Annotated in this window: 13 protein-coding genes; 11 read left to right on the forward strand and 2 right to left on the reverse strand. The window is 67.5% G+C overall.

From position 1 onward, the window contains the following. Positions 1-221 precede the first annotated feature (221 nt). The 9 genes from P0Y33_RS11600 (at position 222) to P0Y33_RS11640 (ending at position 11,737) form a co-directional block, all read left to right on the forward strand. A complete protein-coding gene (locus P0Y33_RS11600; protein WP_279527559.1) occupies positions 222-1,580 on the forward strand; it encodes an LLM class flavin-dependent oxidoreductase in 1,359 nt (452 codons plus the stop codon). Between the two features lie 118 nt (positions 1,581-1,698). Beyond that, positions 1,699-2,331 carry a DUF2848 family protein gene (locus P0Y33_RS11605; RefSeq protein WP_279527560.1) on the forward strand — a complete coding sequence of 211 codons (633 nt, stop codon included), beginning with the start codon at positions 1,699-1,701 and terminating at the stop codon, positions 2,329-2,331. 79 nt (positions 2,332-2,410) lie between these two features. Next, positions 2,411-4,705 (forward strand): ATP-binding protein, encoded by a 2,295-nt coding sequence (locus P0Y33_RS11610; RefSeq protein ID WP_279527561.1) that lies wholly within the window; start codon positions 2,411-2,413, stop codon positions 4,703-4,705. 94 nt (positions 4,706-4,799) lie between these two features. Continuing rightward, complete coding sequence (locus P0Y33_RS11615) at positions 4,800-5,363, forward strand: phosphoribosyltransferase family protein (RefSeq protein WP_279527562.1); 564 nt, start codon at positions 4,800-4,802, stop codon at positions 5,361-5,363. 152 nt (positions 5,364-5,515) lie between these two features. Beyond that, positions 5,516-6,370 carry an NAD+ synthase gene (locus P0Y33_RS11620; protein ID WP_279527563.1) on the forward strand — a complete coding sequence of 285 codons (855 nt, stop codon included), beginning with the start codon at positions 5,516-5,518 and terminating at the stop codon, positions 6,368-6,370. Between the two features lie 52 nt (positions 6,371-6,422). Then, complete coding sequence (locus P0Y33_RS11625) at positions 6,423-6,758, forward strand: hypothetical protein (protein WP_279527564.1); 336 nt, start codon at positions 6,423-6,425, stop codon at positions 6,756-6,758. A gap of 156 nt (positions 6,759-6,914) precedes the next feature. After that, entirely contained in the window at positions 6,915-8,558 is a 1,644-nt protein-coding gene (locus P0Y33_RS11630; RefSeq protein WP_279527565.1) for a type II/IV secretion system ATPase subunit, read from the forward strand. Beyond that, positions 8,545-10,536, forward strand: coding sequence for a type II secretion system F family protein (locus P0Y33_RS11635; protein ID WP_279527566.1), 1,992 nt, complete (start codon positions 8,545-8,547; stop codon positions 10,534-10,536). The genes P0Y33_RS11630 and P0Y33_RS11635 overlap by 14 nt, the downstream gene beginning before the upstream one ends. Positions 10,537-10,600: 64 nt before the next feature. Beyond that, entirely contained in the window at positions 10,601-11,737 is a 1,137-nt protein-coding gene (locus P0Y33_RS11640) for a mechanosensitive ion channel family protein (RefSeq protein ID WP_279527567.1), read from the forward strand. 7 nt (positions 11,738-11,744) lie between these two features. Here the strand turns inward: P0Y33_RS11640 and P0Y33_RS11645 are convergent, their stop codons facing one another. Next, complete coding sequence (locus P0Y33_RS11645) at positions 11,745-12,299, reverse strand: hypothetical protein (protein ID WP_279527568.1); 555 nt, start codon at positions 12,297-12,299, stop codon at positions 11,745-11,747. A gap of 102 nt (positions 12,300-12,401) precedes the next feature. On the opposite strand from P0Y33_RS11645, the gene P0Y33_RS11650 reads away from it, so the two are divergent. Beyond that, on the forward strand, positions 12,402-12,899 hold the full coding sequence (locus P0Y33_RS11650; RefSeq protein WP_279527569.1) for a hypothetical protein: 498 nt from the start codon (positions 12,402-12,404) through the stop codon (positions 12,897-12,899). A gap of 3 nt (positions 12,900-12,902) precedes the next feature. After that, positions 12,903-13,244, forward strand: coding sequence for a hypothetical protein (locus P0Y33_RS11655; protein ID WP_279527570.1), 342 nt, complete (start codon positions 12,903-12,905; stop codon positions 13,242-13,244). Between the two features lie 2 nt (positions 13,245-13,246). Here the strand turns inward: P0Y33_RS11655 and P0Y33_RS11660 are convergent, their stop codons facing one another. Continuing rightward, positions 13,247-14,401 carry a lycopene cyclase domain-containing protein gene (locus P0Y33_RS11660; RefSeq protein ID WP_279527571.1) on the reverse strand — a complete coding sequence of 385 codons (1,155 nt, stop codon included), beginning with the start codon at positions 14,399-14,401 and terminating at the stop codon, positions 13,247-13,249. Between the last annotated feature and the right edge of the window lie 58 nt (positions 14,402-14,459).

Here is a 14,459-nt window from a genome sequence, read left to right on the forward strand (position 1 = left end):
TACGACGCGGTGAGTCCACTGACAAGCCCCGCGCCGCCGTGCTCGGGGCAGTTGACCGCACACCTCCGCGCGGCGCAACTCAAATTCTGTCGACAACTCTTCGAGTCGCAGACTGGCGCACGCACCCCGATTCGATATAGTGACTATCGATTCATCGGGTCGGGCCGGTCGGTTCTGCCGAAGTCGACTCTCTTAGGAGTCTCGACCCCATCGACCCGACAATGAGTAGCGACCATCTCCACCTGAATCTCTTCACGATGGACTCCGTCGAGCACGTCACCGTCGGGTCGTGGCGCTACCCCGGCGACCAGTCGGCCCGGTACACCGACCGCGAGTACTGGACGGAGGTCGCGCGGACGGCCGAACGGGGCGGCTTCGACGGTATCTTCTTCGCCGACGTTCGGGGAATCTACGACGTCTACGGCGACAGTCGTGAGACAGCCATCGAGAAGGCCGTCCAGACGCCGTCGAACGACCCGGCCTACGTGGTGCCGGCGATGGCCGAGGTCACCGACCACCTCGGGTTCGCCGTCACGAAGTCGACGTCCTACAACCACCCCTACCAACTCGCCCGCGAACTCTCGACGCTGGACCACACGACCGACGGACGTGTCGCGTTCAACATCGTCACCTCCTACCTGGAGTCGGCGGCGGCGAACCTCGGCCTCGACGAACGGATGGAACACGACGAACGCTACGACCGCGCCGACGAGTTCATGGACGTCTCCTACGCTCTCTGGGAGGACTCCTGGGAAGACGACGCCGTCGTCCGCGACGCCGAATCGGGAACGTTCACCGACCCCGAGAAGGTCCACGCCATCGACCACGAGGGCGAGTACTTCGACGTCCCCGGACCTCACGGCTGCGAGCCCTCGCCCCAGCGGACGCCCGTGCTCTACCAGGCTGGCTCCTCCGATCGCGGCCGGGAGTTCGCCGCAAAGAACGCCGAGGCGGTCTTCGTCAGCCAGCCCACGGAGGAGGCCGTCGTCGACTACGTCGAGGACCTCCGCGAGCGCGCCGCCGGGTACGGTCGCGACCCCGACCACCTCAAGTTCTTCCCCGGTATCGTGCCCATCGTCGGCGAGACCGAAGAACTCGCCGAGGCCAAACACGAGTCCTACAAGGAACACATCGACACGGAGGGTGTCCTCGCGCTCATCTCCGGATTCGTCGACATGGACCTCTCAGAACTCGACCCCGACCAGAAACTCGAACACATCGAGACCGAGGCCATCCAGGGTGTCGTCAACGCCTTCACGTCGAACGACGACCGCGAGTGGACGGTCCGCGAGATGGCCGAGTTCGCCGGCCTCGGCACCACCTCGCCGGTCGTTGTCGGGACGCCCGAGCAGGTCGCCGATGAGTTCGAGTACTGGTTCCGCGAGGTCGGCGTCGACGGCTTCAACGTGAAGGAGGTCGTCCGCCCGGACACCCTGCAGGACTTCGTCGACCTCGTCGTCCCCGAACTCCGCGAGCGCGGCCTCCTCCGCGAGGAGTACGCGGGCAACACCCTCCGCGAGAACCTCTTCGGCGCCGGTCAGACCGAACTCCACGACGACCACCCCGCACGGCAGTCCTGAGCGAATCGGTCCACACGGATACGACACAACACCTGCGCTCCGGGACGCCGGCCGGTGGCGAGCGCGCGATGAGACCATGAGGCGTCGCTTTTTCTGCTCGCCCCGAGTCTCAATACGTATGCGTACCTGTACGTTCACGGTCGGCGGAGAGGCCGTCGACATCGTCCCCGAGCGCGTCGTTAACGCTGGCTCCACCGATCACGGAACCGCGTCTGCGTCGTCGACCGAGGCACCGCCGACCTATCCGCTGGCCCCCTACACGCTCCTCGTCGACCCCGGCCGGGTCGTCGTCACGGGCGAGCACACGTCGGGCGAGGCCGCGTTCGGTCTCTTCGTCACCGACCGCGAGACGTACGTGGTCGCCGCCAGCGACCACACCGACCGCGACCTGGAGTCGGTCAGCGTCCGGAAGTCGAAGCAGATCGCGCCGAACGTCCTCTCCGAGCGGGCGTGGCGCTACTCGGTCGTCCGCGACCACTGGGACCGCCTCGAACTCCGGGCGTGGACGACCACCGGGACGGGTGAGCGCAAACTCTACCAAGAGGAGGGTCTCGACGCCCTCCTCGCGCCCGAGGAGCTGCTGGAGACTGTCGAGAAGCGCCACGGCGGCCCGATGAACGGGACGGCCATCCTCTCGGGGACCGTGCCGACCACGGAGGGCGTCGTGCCAGGCACTCGTTTCGTCGTCGAACTCCACGACCCGGTCCGCGACCGGACGCTCCGCGTCGGCTACAACGTCGAGGTCGTCTGAGGGTCCGTCTGACGATTCTCCGTCGAGGGGAAGTTTCATTCTCGGTCCGCGCGTTCGTCAGTGCAACTGGACCTCCACCATGGCGGAAGACACTCAAGAGCGAATCCACGTCGGCGAGACACCGGACGGTGACCCCGTCTACCTACCGACCATCGACATCCTGACTGGCCGGGGGTTCCTGACCGGGAAAAGCGGAGCTGGTAAGAGTAATTCCGTGAGCGTCGTCATCGAGGAACTCCTCGACGCCGGCTTCCCGGTCCTCATCGTCGACCAAGAGGGTGAGTACTTCGGGCTGAAAGAGCAGTACGAACTCCTCCACGCAGGCGCGGACGAGGAGTGCGACGTGCAGGTGAGTGCCGAGCACGCCGAGAAGCTCGCGACCCTCGCCCTGGAGGAGAACGTTCCCATCATCCTCGACGTTTCTGGCTTTCTCGACGAGGATGAATCGAACGAACTTGTCCGCGAGACGGCCCGACACCTCTTTGCAAAGGAGAAGAGGATGAAGAAGCCCTTCCTACTCGTCATCGAGGAATGCCACGAGTACCTCCCGGAGGGAGGCGGAATGGACGAAACGGGCAAGATGCTCATCAAGGTGAGCAAGCGCGGGCGCAAACACGGTCTCGGCGTCGTCGGCGTCTCCCAGCGCCCGGCCGACGTGAAGAAGGACTTCATCACGCAGGCCAACTGGCTCGTCTGGCACCGCCTCACCTGGGAGAACGACACGAAAGTGGTGAGTCGCATCGTCGGCTCGGAGTACGGTGACGAGGTAGCGGACCTCGACCCCGGCGAGGCGTTCGTCCAACTCGACTGGACCGACGAGGAGGTCCAACGCATCCAGTTCAAGCGCAAGCAGACCTTCGACGCGGGCGCGACGCCCGGCCTCGACGACTTCGAGCGCCCCGACCTGAAGTCCGTCTCGGACTCTCTCACGGAGGACCTCTCGGAGATCACGGCCGAGCAGGAGGCCCGCGAGAATCGCGTCGCCGAACTGGAAAACGAGCTGGAGAAGAAGGAGGCCCGCATCGCCGACCTGAAGAACCAACTGGAGCAGGCCCGCGACGTCTCCGCGGCGGCACGGAAGATGGCCAACGCCCTCGCACACGGCGAGCAACACTCCGCGGACCTCGACGGCGATAGCTCGAGCTACCAGTCCACGCTCCAGTCGAAGAACCAGGAGATCGACCGCCTGGAGGACCGCGTCGCGGAACTGGAGTCGATGGTGCGCGAGTTGGCCGAGCGCGACGCCGCAGCGGACGCGACGGTCGACGCCGGCGGTCCGACGACCGCAGAGATCGTCGCGGAGACCGCCGAGGTGCGTGCCGAGACGGCGACGACGACGGGTGAAACTGACGCGACCGCCCGAGCAGCCACCGACGGGGCGGCCGTGGAACCCCCGGAGACTTCCGACGAGACCACGACCGCGGCTGGCACGGCTTCCGGCCCAGACGTGCCCTCCGATATGGACGATGACCGGACGACCAGCGACACGCGTCGGCCGCCGAACGTGACCACGACCACAGCCACGGCCTCCCGTCCGAGCAGACGGACAGACGGCGTGTCCGGGAGTGCGTACGCGCGAGTCGTCGGAAAAGAGCCCGAACCAGTGCCGGACCCGGAACCAGAACCGGAGCCGGAGCAGGAAGCAGCACACGAGGACCACGAGGAGCGCGACGAGCGCGAGGGCCGTGAGACGGCGCTCCAGTCGACCCGCGCGGGGATGGACACTGGCCCCGGCGTCGACGCCGACGAGGCGGCCGAAGCCATCGGCTACGAGCGGAGAGCGTGGCCCACGCCGGACGACCCGGAGAGCGACGACGCCGCGGAGCCGAGTCTCTCCCTCTCGGACGTCGACCCGGCCGACGACGACGAACCGCTCGACGAGCGGGGGAACGGGCTCCCCGAGGGCGGAGTCGAGATCGAAGAGAAGGAGCCGAAGGACCCGGTCGACCGGATGCTGTCGGAACTCCGCGAGAAGGGCGAACAACTCCGGGCGGCCGAGGACATGGTCGACACCGACCCGGACTACCCGGACGCGAGCGCCGAGGAGTTGCTGGAGTTGGCCGACGACCCCGCGGTGGTCGTCCGCGTCAACGCCGCCCGCCGGGAGTCGCTGTGCAACGAGGACGGGACGTGGGCGGTCGTCGCACGCCTCGCTGCCGACGCGCCGCTGACCGTCCAGGGAGTGGCCGACCACGTCGGTATCTCGAACGAGGCGGCCCACAGCCTCCTCACGGCGCTCCGGCAGCGCGACCTCGTCACGCGCGACCAGGAGCGCCGGTACGCACTCGACGCGAGCACACTCAGGAGTCTCGCAGGACGAGACGACAAGACGACACGACTGGGCGAACTCCAGAAGCAGTGGCGCGTCGATTGATGACCGAGAGTCGGACATGCCCCCTCCTCGGCGTGTGAGTCGCCGAGTTCGCTCGGGCAGAACCGTATTGTAGGCTCACCACCGACACTCCCGTATGGAGTGGGAGGACTACCGCGATGTCATCCAGAGCGCGGAGTACCGCTACAACGTCCCCGCGCTGTTCGCCCACCCCGAAGCGTTCCACGCCTTTCTCGACGACCTCGCCGAGCCGTTCTCCCCCGACGAAGTGGACAAGGTCGCCGGTATCGACGCGCTCGGCTTCGTCCCCGGCGCGTGTCTCGCTCGCGAACTCGACGCGGGATTCGTCGCCGTCCGGAAGGGCGGAAAACTCCCCATCGCCGAGGAGTACCGCATCTCCGAGGACCTCGTCGACTACACGGGCGAGGAGAAGACCCTCGAACTCGACGTCCGGATGGTCGAGGCGGGGTGTCGAGTAGTCGTCGTCGACGACTGGATCGAGACCGCCTCGCAGATGACGGCAGCCATCAACTTGCTGGAACGGGCGGGGGCCGAAATCAAGGGAATCGCGGTCCTCGGGGCCGAGGAGAACGAGACACCGCTCCGTCTCGAAGAGAAGTACGGTGTTCACTCCGTTCGGCCGTGGCACGAAATGGGGGAGCCAGAGCGAGAGCAGCGAGATTCCGAGCGAACGGAGTGAGCGAGGAATCTTCGGATAGCGAGCGGGAGCAACACGCGAGCAGGGGAGCAACACGCGAGCAGGGAGAGCAACACGCGACGACGCACACCGGCGAGAGGGGTTGAGGCGCTTTCGAACGGCTTTTACGTCGTGAGGTGCGCCTCTGTGAGTCGATGGCGAACCTCTACGAGCAGACACAGGACGAGATCGAGCCGATCGACCTCCGATTCTCCGAGGAGGAACTCGAAGCACGCGTCGACCACCTCACCGACTTCGTTCGCGAGCAGGTCGAGTCGGCGGGCGTCGACGGCGCCCTCATCGCCCTCTCGGGCGGTATCGACAGCACGGCGACCGCACACCTCGCGGTCGAGGCGCTCGGCGCCGACGCCGTCCACGGCCTCCTCCTCCCGAAGGAGGTCAACGAGGAGGAGAACATGAGCGACGCCGAACGGGTCGCCCAGGACCTCGGCATCACCTACGACGTCCTCGAAGTCGACTCCATCGTCGAGGAGATCCTCGACACGTACGACGCCGAGCACGACGACGAGTCCGAGGGCCGCTGGGAGGGCCGCTACGTCGGGAACACGAGCGCCCGTGTCCGCATGACCCTCAACTACCTCGTCGCCAACTACGAGAACAAACTCGTCCTCGGGACGGGCAACCGCGCCGAACTCGGCACTGGCTACGTGACGAAGTACGGCGACGGCGGCGTCGACTGCAACCCGCTCGGGAACCTCTACAAACAGCAGGTCCGCCAACTCGCCGCACACCTCGGCGCGGACGAGAAACTCGTCCAGAAGACGCCGACCGGCGGGATGGTCGACTACGGCACGGACGAAGAGGAGTTCGGCGTCGACTACGACACGCTCGACGCCATCCTCGCACTCCACGTCGACGGCGGCGTCCCCGCCGAGGCGACGGCCCGGCTCACCGACACCTCCCTCGACGACGTCGAGTACGTCGTCCAGATGCACGAGGAGAGCGAGCACAAGCGGACGCCGCCGGCGACGCCCGACCCGCTCTTCTGAGCGCCGGCACGGCGGCCGTTCGAATTTCTCTTTAAGTAGTCGTCGAGAGTATATGAGCGAATTCGGCCGCCGCCACTACGTGCTGGCGGACGACGTGTCGAGTATGGCCGGACCACATCCCTCGAAGTACGAACTGGAGGACGCCAAGGTGTACGTCCACGAGAAGGACGACGAGACGGCGCAGGTGACCCACATCGACGTCGAACACCCCGACCTCAACGAGATCATCGAGTCGGGCGAGAACACGTACGTCGGTGGGAAGGAGGGTGGCGTCTTCGTCGGCCTGAAAGACGAGATGCTCGACCGTGCCGAGGAGTATCTCGAAGAGCGGAAGAGCGAGGGAGACGGCCAGAGCGGCGACGAAGAAAACGGAGAAGACGGGGAGTAGTCCCGAATCTGGACACTGTATCGGCGCGACTGTTTTCCCCCATCTTCGGCGACCACGCACTGACAGCGGCCGGTACGCCCCGGTGACGACCACCTCTCGTCGGCCACGTCCTTTATTTGGAGAGTGTGCGAGAGAAACAGGTACGGACGATTTCGTATGGGTGGTGACACGAGTGGGATCGACACCGACGCCGTCCTCGACACCGTCGTCGACGCGCTCAGGGAGGCCGACAAGCCGTTCGACGCGCCCGACGAGTCAGCAGTCCGCGAGTCGTTCTTCGACTTCGAGGACGTGACTGCAGGCGAGCACATCGAACACTACTGGGTGACCGAGCCGTTCGCCCTCGTCTCGATACGGCGCGAGGAGGACGGCGAACTGCGCTATCACGTCGCCGAACCGGTCCTCGACGACTTCGAGGAACACGTCCGAGAGGACCTGACGGAGGTGCTCCGCCGGGAACTCGTCGACGTGGACGTCGAGAGCGCCGACGACCCCGAGGCGGCGTTCGTCGACCACCTCGACGACCTCTTGGCACGCCACGGGGCGGCGCTCGACCCCCACACCCAGCACAAACTCGCCTACTACTTCCAGCGGGACTTCGTCGGCTACGGCGTCGTCGACCCGCTGATGTCCGACCCGTCGGTCGAGGACGTCTCCTGCGACGGCGCGAACGTCCCGGTGTTCGTCTACCACGCCGACTACGGCAACGTGAAGACCGGGCTCACGCTCTCCGAGGAGCGTCTCGACTCGCTGGTCGTCCGCCTCGCCCAGCGCTGTGACCGCCACCTCTCGGAGGCGAAACCGCTGCTCACGGACACACTCCCGGACGGCTCTCGCGCACAGGTGACATTGGAGAGCGACGTGGCGACCCGGGGGTCGAACTTCACGGTCAGAAAGTTCCGCGAGGAGCCGTTCACCCCGCCCGAACTCGCCGCCTACGGGACGTTCTCGATTCCACAACTCGCCTACATCTGGCTCGCCGTCGAGCACAACAAGTCGGTGCTGTTCGTCGGTCCAACCGCGTCGGGGAAGACTACCTCGATGAACGCGGTGACGCTGTTCGTCCCGCCGGACGACAAGGTAGTGTCCATCGAGGAGACCCGCGAGGTGAACCTCCCCCACGAGAACTGGATCGCGAACGTCACCCGCGAGGCGGGAATGGGCGAGACCCGCGAGGAGGTCTCGACGGACGACCTCCTGAGCGAGGCGCTCCACCAGCGCCCCGACCACGTCATCGTCGGCGAGATTCGCGTCGACCCGGACGTGGTCCGCACCTTCTTTCAGGCGATGGGGACCGGCCACGCCGGTTTCTCGACGTTCCACGCGGAGACGGCCCGCGACACGCTCCGACGCCTCCGCCACGACCCTCTCTCGGTGCCCGACGAACTGCTCGCGGATCTCGACGTCATCTCGGTCCAGCACCTCCTCGAACTCGACGGCGACACCGCCCGCCGCTGTCGGTGGATGACCGAGGTCCGCGAGGCGGGGGGCGAGCGCCCGGAACTCCACGAGGTGTTCGCCCACGACCAGGGAACCGACAGTATCGAACAGACCGGTCCCTCGCGCGTCCTCGCCGACATCGCCCGCGACCGCGGGTGGAGCGAGGAGCAGTTGACCCGCGAACTCCGCGAGCGCCAGCAGGTCCTCGCCCACCTCGTCGAGACCGATACGACCGGCTACGAGGAGTCCGTCGACTGGTTCTTCCGCTTCGCCCGCGAGCGCCAGCAGGTCCTCGACGAGATACCGGCCCGCGACGTGGCGCCGGTGAACGCCGCCTCCGAGACGGATGTCCGAGAGTGAGAGCCGGGACGGGCCCGAGGACACCGGGTCGACCCACCGGGCGCCGTGGACGGCCGACTACGACACCGCCCGCGTCAGGTCGGCGTACGGACCGATCCGAACCTGGCTGCGAGAGAACCCCGAACGCTTCGCGGCCCACCAGGAATGGCTCGACGCGGCCCGCCTCGGGACGACCTACGACGCCACCCTCACGCGGGCGATTCGCTGGGCACTCCTCGCGACGGTCGGTGGCCTCCTCGTCGGTCTCCTGCTCGTCGCCGGGATACACGTCGGCGTCGTCGGTTTCCCGCTCGGGGGCCTCCTCGGCGCGGTCGTCCTCGCCGCGATTCCCGTCGTCCTCGCCGGTCTCGGCGGCGGCGGGACGCTCGCAGGTGCGTACTACCGGCCGAGGCTCGTCGCCTACCGCCGGGGACAGGCCATCGACGCCGCGCTCCCACACGCTATCATCTTCCTCTACGCGCTCACCCACGGCGGGGAGAGCCTCTTCTCGGCTATCGACGAACTCTCGGCCGCCGAGGACGTCTACGGCCCGGTCGCCGCGGAATTCGGCGTCGCCGTCGACGAGATGACACACCTCGACAGCGACCTCTACGCGGCCCTCGAACGAGTCCGCGACCGGACGGCCAGCGACGACCTCGCCGAGTTCCTCGACGAACTCGGGAGCGTCCTCGAGACTGGCGGCGACGTGGACTCCTTCCTCGCGAGCGCCGCGGAGTCCCAACTCGAGGAGGCCGAGAGCAAACAGGAGGAGTTGCTCGCTGACCTCGGCCTCTTCGCGGAGATCTACGTCTCGACGGTGTTCGCCGGGCCGGTGTTCCTCCTGGTGGTCTTCCTCGTCGCGAGTTTCGCAAACCCGTCGTTCCTCCGGGCACTCCGGTGGCTCGTCTACCTCGGCGTTCCGCTGATCGTTGCTGTTTCGATCGTTGGATTCGACTGGTTCGTCACCGCCAACCTCCGGGCCGGCGAGCGCCTCGGAAAGGGCATCGAACTCGCCCGCGCCCGACCGACCGCCCCGGACGGGGTCGACGACGGTCGACTCGAGGACTATCGGCAAGTACGCCGGCAGCGCCGACTCCGCGAACGCCTCGCCACGCCCGTCCAGAGTTGTCGCGAGCGCCCTGCCCGCGTCCTCGCCGTCACCGTCCCGTTCACCCTACTCGTCCTCGTCGGCCTCGCACTCGCGGGCGTCGCAACGCCGACCCGGGCCGCGATGCTCGCCGAACCCGTCCGGACAACCCTCGCGTTCGTCGTTCTCCCGATACTCGTCTCGGGCGTCCCGTTCGCCGCATTCCAGTGGGTGGCACGTCGCCACGACCGGACCATCCAGCGTCGACTCCCCGGCGCGCTGGACGTGCTCGCCGATGCCGACGAGAGCGGCGTCCCGCTCGGGAAGGCGTTCGACCTGGTCTCCCGCCGGGCCGAGGGTCCGCTCGCCGTCGAACTCCAGCGCGTCCACAATGACCTAACGTGGCGCGACGACGTCGCCGGGGCGCTTCGGGCGTTCGCCGATCGACTCGACGTTGGTGACGTGACTCGCGTCGTCCGCCTACTCAACGAGGCACTGCGGACGACCGACGACCTCGCACCGGTGTTGCGCGTCGTCGGCAACGACCTCGACGGCCGCAACGACCTCCGCCGCGAACGCCGCCGCGAGACCTCCCAGTACGTCGTCCTCGTCAGTATCGGCGTCCTCGTCTTCCTCGGTATCGTCGTCGTCTTCGAGGTAGTGTTGCTTCCCGCGCTCGTCTCCGCAAGCGCTCAGGCCGCATCCGGGTCGACCGAACGCGTCGTGAGCTTCGGCGGCGCGTCCAGTGCGACCTACCGACGACTCCTGTTCCACGCCGCACTCGCGCAGGCGGTCGGAAACGGCCTTCTTCTCGGGAAATTGACCGACGACCGACTCGCGAGCGGCGTCAAGTACATCGTCCCGCTCGTCGCCTGTGTCGCGGCCGTCTTCGTCGGTCTGGCAGTGATCTGATCCTCGCCATCACCACGCCGTGTAGCCATCATTCTTTTCCACCGACCAGTCCTACGTCGGTTCGATGCTCTCCGTGGCGCAGTCGATGGGTCAACAACTCCTGACGACCGGCGCCCTCCTCCTCGTGACCGTCGGCGTGGTCTGGGCGACGCCACTACTCATCGAGGCCGTCGTGGACCTCGTCGTGGCCCTCCTCGAACGGCAGGGGTGGGCCGAGCGTGCGGAGACGATCTGGTCGTACACGCCGCCAGGTGTCTCGCTCGTCGGCATCGTCTACTCGCTGCAGGCCGCGACGATCACGCTCGCGACGCTCTTCCTCTTCAGTATCTGGAGTGGATTGCCGTTCGTCCGGGACCTCGTCTCACTCCTGGTCTCCTCGCTACCGGGGCTGGCGCGGTTGCTCCTGACAGGCGTCGTACTGGCGAGTACCTACACCGCGACGTCTTACATCGGCGACTCCATCTATGGGCTCTCCGAGCAGGAGACGTACCTCGAAGAGCACACCCGCGAGATTGTGACCCGGACCGCCCAGATCGTCGTCATCCTCGGCGGCGTCCTCACCGTCCTCTCGTTGTGGAAAGTCAATGTCGGCAACGTCCTCATCGGTGCCGGGATGTTGAGTATCCTCATCGGCTTCGCCGCTCGCGAGACGTTCAGCTCGGTCGTCGCGGGCTTCGTCCTCATGTTCTCGCGGCCCTTCGAGGTCGGCGACTGGATCGCGGTCAGCGGGAAGGAAGGACGAGTCACCGACGTCACCATCGTCCACACCCGCCTGCGGACGCCGGAGGCCGAGATCATCGTCATCCCCAACGACATCATCGGGCAGTCCGAGGTCGTCAACTACACCGAAGAGGAGAAACTCTGTCTCACTCTCGACTTCAGCGTCGAGTACGGCGCCGACCTCGACGCGGTCGAGGAGACCGTCCAGGACGCCCTCGGCGACGTCGAACTCCACTCCGAAGGGTCGACGCCCGAGGTATTCCCCGAGGACTTCGGGGACAGCGGAATCCAACTGGAGGCGCGCTTCTGGATCGACGAGGTCCACCCCCGCCTCCGGTGGCGCGCCCGGGCGGAGGCCATCCAGGCCATCCAGGACGCACTCGGGAACATCGACGTCACCATCCCGTACCCACAGCGGACGATTCACGCGGGCAACGAGGACGACCAGGCGGTCGCACCCACGCCGAACCCCGGTGACTGAGTCCGTCCTACTCACCGCCGGACCGCCCGCCGAGTGCCGGGTTCGACACGTCTCGCGCCCGCCGCCACGCGACGTAGAGACCCGCGACGACGCTACTCGCGACGGCGACGTTGAGGACGTACGCCTCGGGCGGCGCGGACGCGAACGGCAGGAGGAGGCCGACGGCGAACGCGGGCGGAATCTCGATGTCGAGGACGTACAGCGTCCCGCCGGCGAAGAGGACCGTGAGGACGACGACCCGCGGGTCGGCGTGGAGCGGGCCGGTCGGGACTGACGGGTCGACGCTCCCGACGGCCACCTGGGCCGCCCACCCGCTCAGCGCGCCGACGGTCAGTCCGACCGGGAAGTCCCACGGGAGTCCGTCGGCGAGGTGGTCCGGCCGGGTGAACAGTCGATACGCGGCGGCCGCGAGCGGCGGAAAGAGGAGGTAGGAGAGCGACGACCCCGCGTTCGCGAGCGCGGTGATCCCACCGAGTACCACCGCGACGACGGCGACGATGGCGAGTTCGGTCCTGCCGGGGCCCTCCAGCAGTTCGGCGAACTCGGCGAGCGTCGTTCGCATACACAGAGCCAGGGCGGACAGTCGGACAAAAGGCCGACTTCACGGTCACCGAGGCGGACGCGACCCGGAGGTTGATTATCACACACTGCATCTGGTCCGTCGATGCCCGAAATCGACGTTTCCGAGGACCAAATCGCCTACCTCGAAGAGTTGCGGGCGGCACTCGCGGCGGCGGTCCCCTACGGCCACGTCCGGCACCGCGACGCCCTCCAGTACCTCGTCGACTGCCGCGAGGGTGAAGTGGACACCGACCTGCAGACGGCGCTCGACGGCGTCGGTGACAGCACCGCCGACGTCACCAGCGACGCCATCGACGCCACTGCCGACGCCGGCACGTCTCGTGGCGGAGGCGCGGTCACGACCGAGTCGAACGACAGGACGACCGACGAGACGGACGAACCGACCGAGCCGACGGCGGACCCTGCGTCGGGTAACGACCGACTTCAGGCGATGATGAGCCTCCTCGACACCTACGACGAACACTGGCGCGAGTCTGAGGCCGAGGACGCACGCTACGAGGTGTCGCTCCCGGACGGCAGCGTCGAGTACGCCCGGACGAAGGACGACGTCCGCTCGCTGCTGTTCAAACACTACCGCTGAGCCATGGGACTCCTCCAGCGACTCAAGCGGTTGGTCGGATTCGGCGACGCGGAGAAGGCGACGAACGCGCCGGACGAACACGAGGTCCAGCCGACCCACGAACCGGGCCGCGAGTGCTCAGTCTGCGGGACCAGCGTCGGGGCCGACACCGAGGCGTGTCCACTCTGCCAGTCGACGGCCCTCAGAGACCGGAAAGACGACACCGCGAGCACGAAGACGGACACAGATGGAGACCCGAACGCCGGACTCGACCCGGACCGAGCGGTGACGTCGTCGTCGGACGGGACCGACACGGCGGTGGCGAGCGAGCGGTTGGCCGAGCTCCGGAAACGACGTGAGGAGTAGCGCTACGCCCGCCGACGCGTCTCGTGGACACCCACGACGAGTGCGGGCACGACGACCATGAACAGGTGTTCTTCGAGCGGAATACCCAGCACCTCGACGCCCGTCCGCATCGGGATGGCGAAGACGCCCACCTCTAGCGTGTACCAGTCCCAGAGGTAGGCGACAGGGTAGAGCGTCGCGACGGTGCCCGCGGCCGCCCGGAGCGCGTCCGCACGGACGAGGAGCGCGAGCGCGATGGCGCCGAACACCAGTTCGGTCGCGAGGTAGGTGTACGGGCCGAGAACCGTGATGTCGACCGGCGGCGGACTCTGGAGCGGGCGGTACCAGACGGCGACGACGAGTCCCGCGAGGAAGAGGTACGCCCCGCGGACGAGGAGCATCGTCGCGAGTTCCGGGTCGGCGCGTCGCGCGACGGCGGCGACGGCACCGAACGCGAAGACGGCGAGAATCGCGCCCGTCGGGAAGACGCGCACGGCGGCCAGCACCGCGACGAGCACGAGACCGCCGACGACCAATCCGAATCCGACCCGCCGAGCGCGTCCGAGGCCGAGAACGACGGCGACGGTCCGCTTGTCGATGGTTCGGTCGTAGTCGTAGTCCTGTGCGTCGTCGACGATTTTCACCCCGGAGAGTGCCACGAGGAAGACGGCGGCGAGGGCGACGGTCCGACCCGCGAGCGCACCCGTCTGTGCGACGTACCCGCCAGCGAGCGAGAGCGCGATTCCGAACGGGTAGCCCAGCGTCGTCGTGACGGGGTTCGTGTCGAGATGCGGCGCGTGGAGGTAGCCGACGACCCAGCAGGGGGCCGTGAGGAGCGTGGCGAGCGGTCCGGCGAGCACGAACAGCGCGAGGAGGCAGGCGGCGAACCCCGTCGTGGCGGCGACGAGCGCCACGCGACACCCCAGGGCCGTGAGCGGGTGGTCGCCGTCCTCGCCGCGGACGTGGAAGTCGACGTACCCGTCCCGAACGTGGGCGGTGTAGACGGCGAAGAACACCGCCAGCGAGTGGACGGCGGCGACCCCGAGCGCGAACTCGCCCGCGAGTGCCGCCCCGAACCACGAGACGGCGACGGGCGGGAGCATGAACACCGGGTGGACCTGCGAGGCGAACGCGGCGGCAGTGCGACGGACGCCCCGCCCGTGTCGAGCGAGAGCCATAGTCGACCATTGTCACCAGTTGTCAAAGTACCTGTGCCGAGCGAGTGAGTCGTGGCAC

The sequence above is a fragment of the Halospeciosus flavus genome, assembly GCF_029814175.1.
Lineage (GTDB): Archaea > Halobacteriota > Halobacteria > Halobacteriales > Halobacteriaceae > Halospeciosus > Halospeciosus flavus.

Coding starts and splice junctions, on each gene's coding strand:
- P0Y33_RS11600 (WP_279527559.1), top strand. CDS start 222: ATGAGTAGCGACCATCTCCACCTGAATCTCTTCACGATGGACTCCGTC.
- P0Y33_RS11605 (WP_279527560.1), top strand. CDS start 1,699: ATGCGTACCTGTACGTTCACGGTCGGCGGAGAGGCCGTCGACATCGTC.
- P0Y33_RS11610 (WP_279527561.1), top strand. CDS start 2,411: ATGGCGGAAGACACTCAAGAGCGAATCCACGTCGGCGAGACACCGGAC.
- P0Y33_RS11615 (WP_279527562.1), top strand. CDS start 4,800: ATGGAGTGGGAGGACTACCGCGATGTCATCCAGAGCGCGGAGTACCGC.
- P0Y33_RS11620 (WP_279527563.1), top strand. CDS start 5,516: ATGGCGAACCTCTACGAGCAGACACAGGACGAGATCGAGCCGATCGAC.
- P0Y33_RS11625 (WP_279527564.1), top strand. CDS start 6,423: ATGAGCGAATTCGGCCGCCGCCACTACGTGCTGGCGGACGACGTGTCG.
- P0Y33_RS11630 (WP_279527565.1), top strand. CDS start 6,915: ATGGGTGGTGACACGAGTGGGATCGACACCGACGCCGTCCTCGACACC.
- P0Y33_RS11635 (WP_279527566.1), top strand. CDS start 8,545: ATGTCCGAGAGTGAGAGCCGGGACGGGCCCGAGGACACCGGGTCGACC.
- P0Y33_RS11640 (WP_279527567.1), top strand. CDS start 10,601: ATGCTCTCCGTGGCGCAGTCGATGGGTCAACAACTCCTGACGACCGGC.
- P0Y33_RS11645 (WP_279527568.1), bottom strand. CDS start 12,299: ATGCGAACGACGCTCGCCGAGTTCGCCGAACTGCTGGAGGGCCCCGGC.
- P0Y33_RS11650 (WP_279527569.1), top strand. CDS start 12,402: ATGCCCGAAATCGACGTTTCCGAGGACCAAATCGCCTACCTCGAAGAG.
- P0Y33_RS11655 (WP_279527570.1), top strand. CDS start 12,903: ATGGGACTCCTCCAGCGACTCAAGCGGTTGGTCGGATTCGGCGACGCG.
- P0Y33_RS11660 (WP_279527571.1), bottom strand. CDS start 14,401: ATGGCTCTCGCTCGACACGGGCGGGGCGTCCGTCGCACTGCCGCCGCG.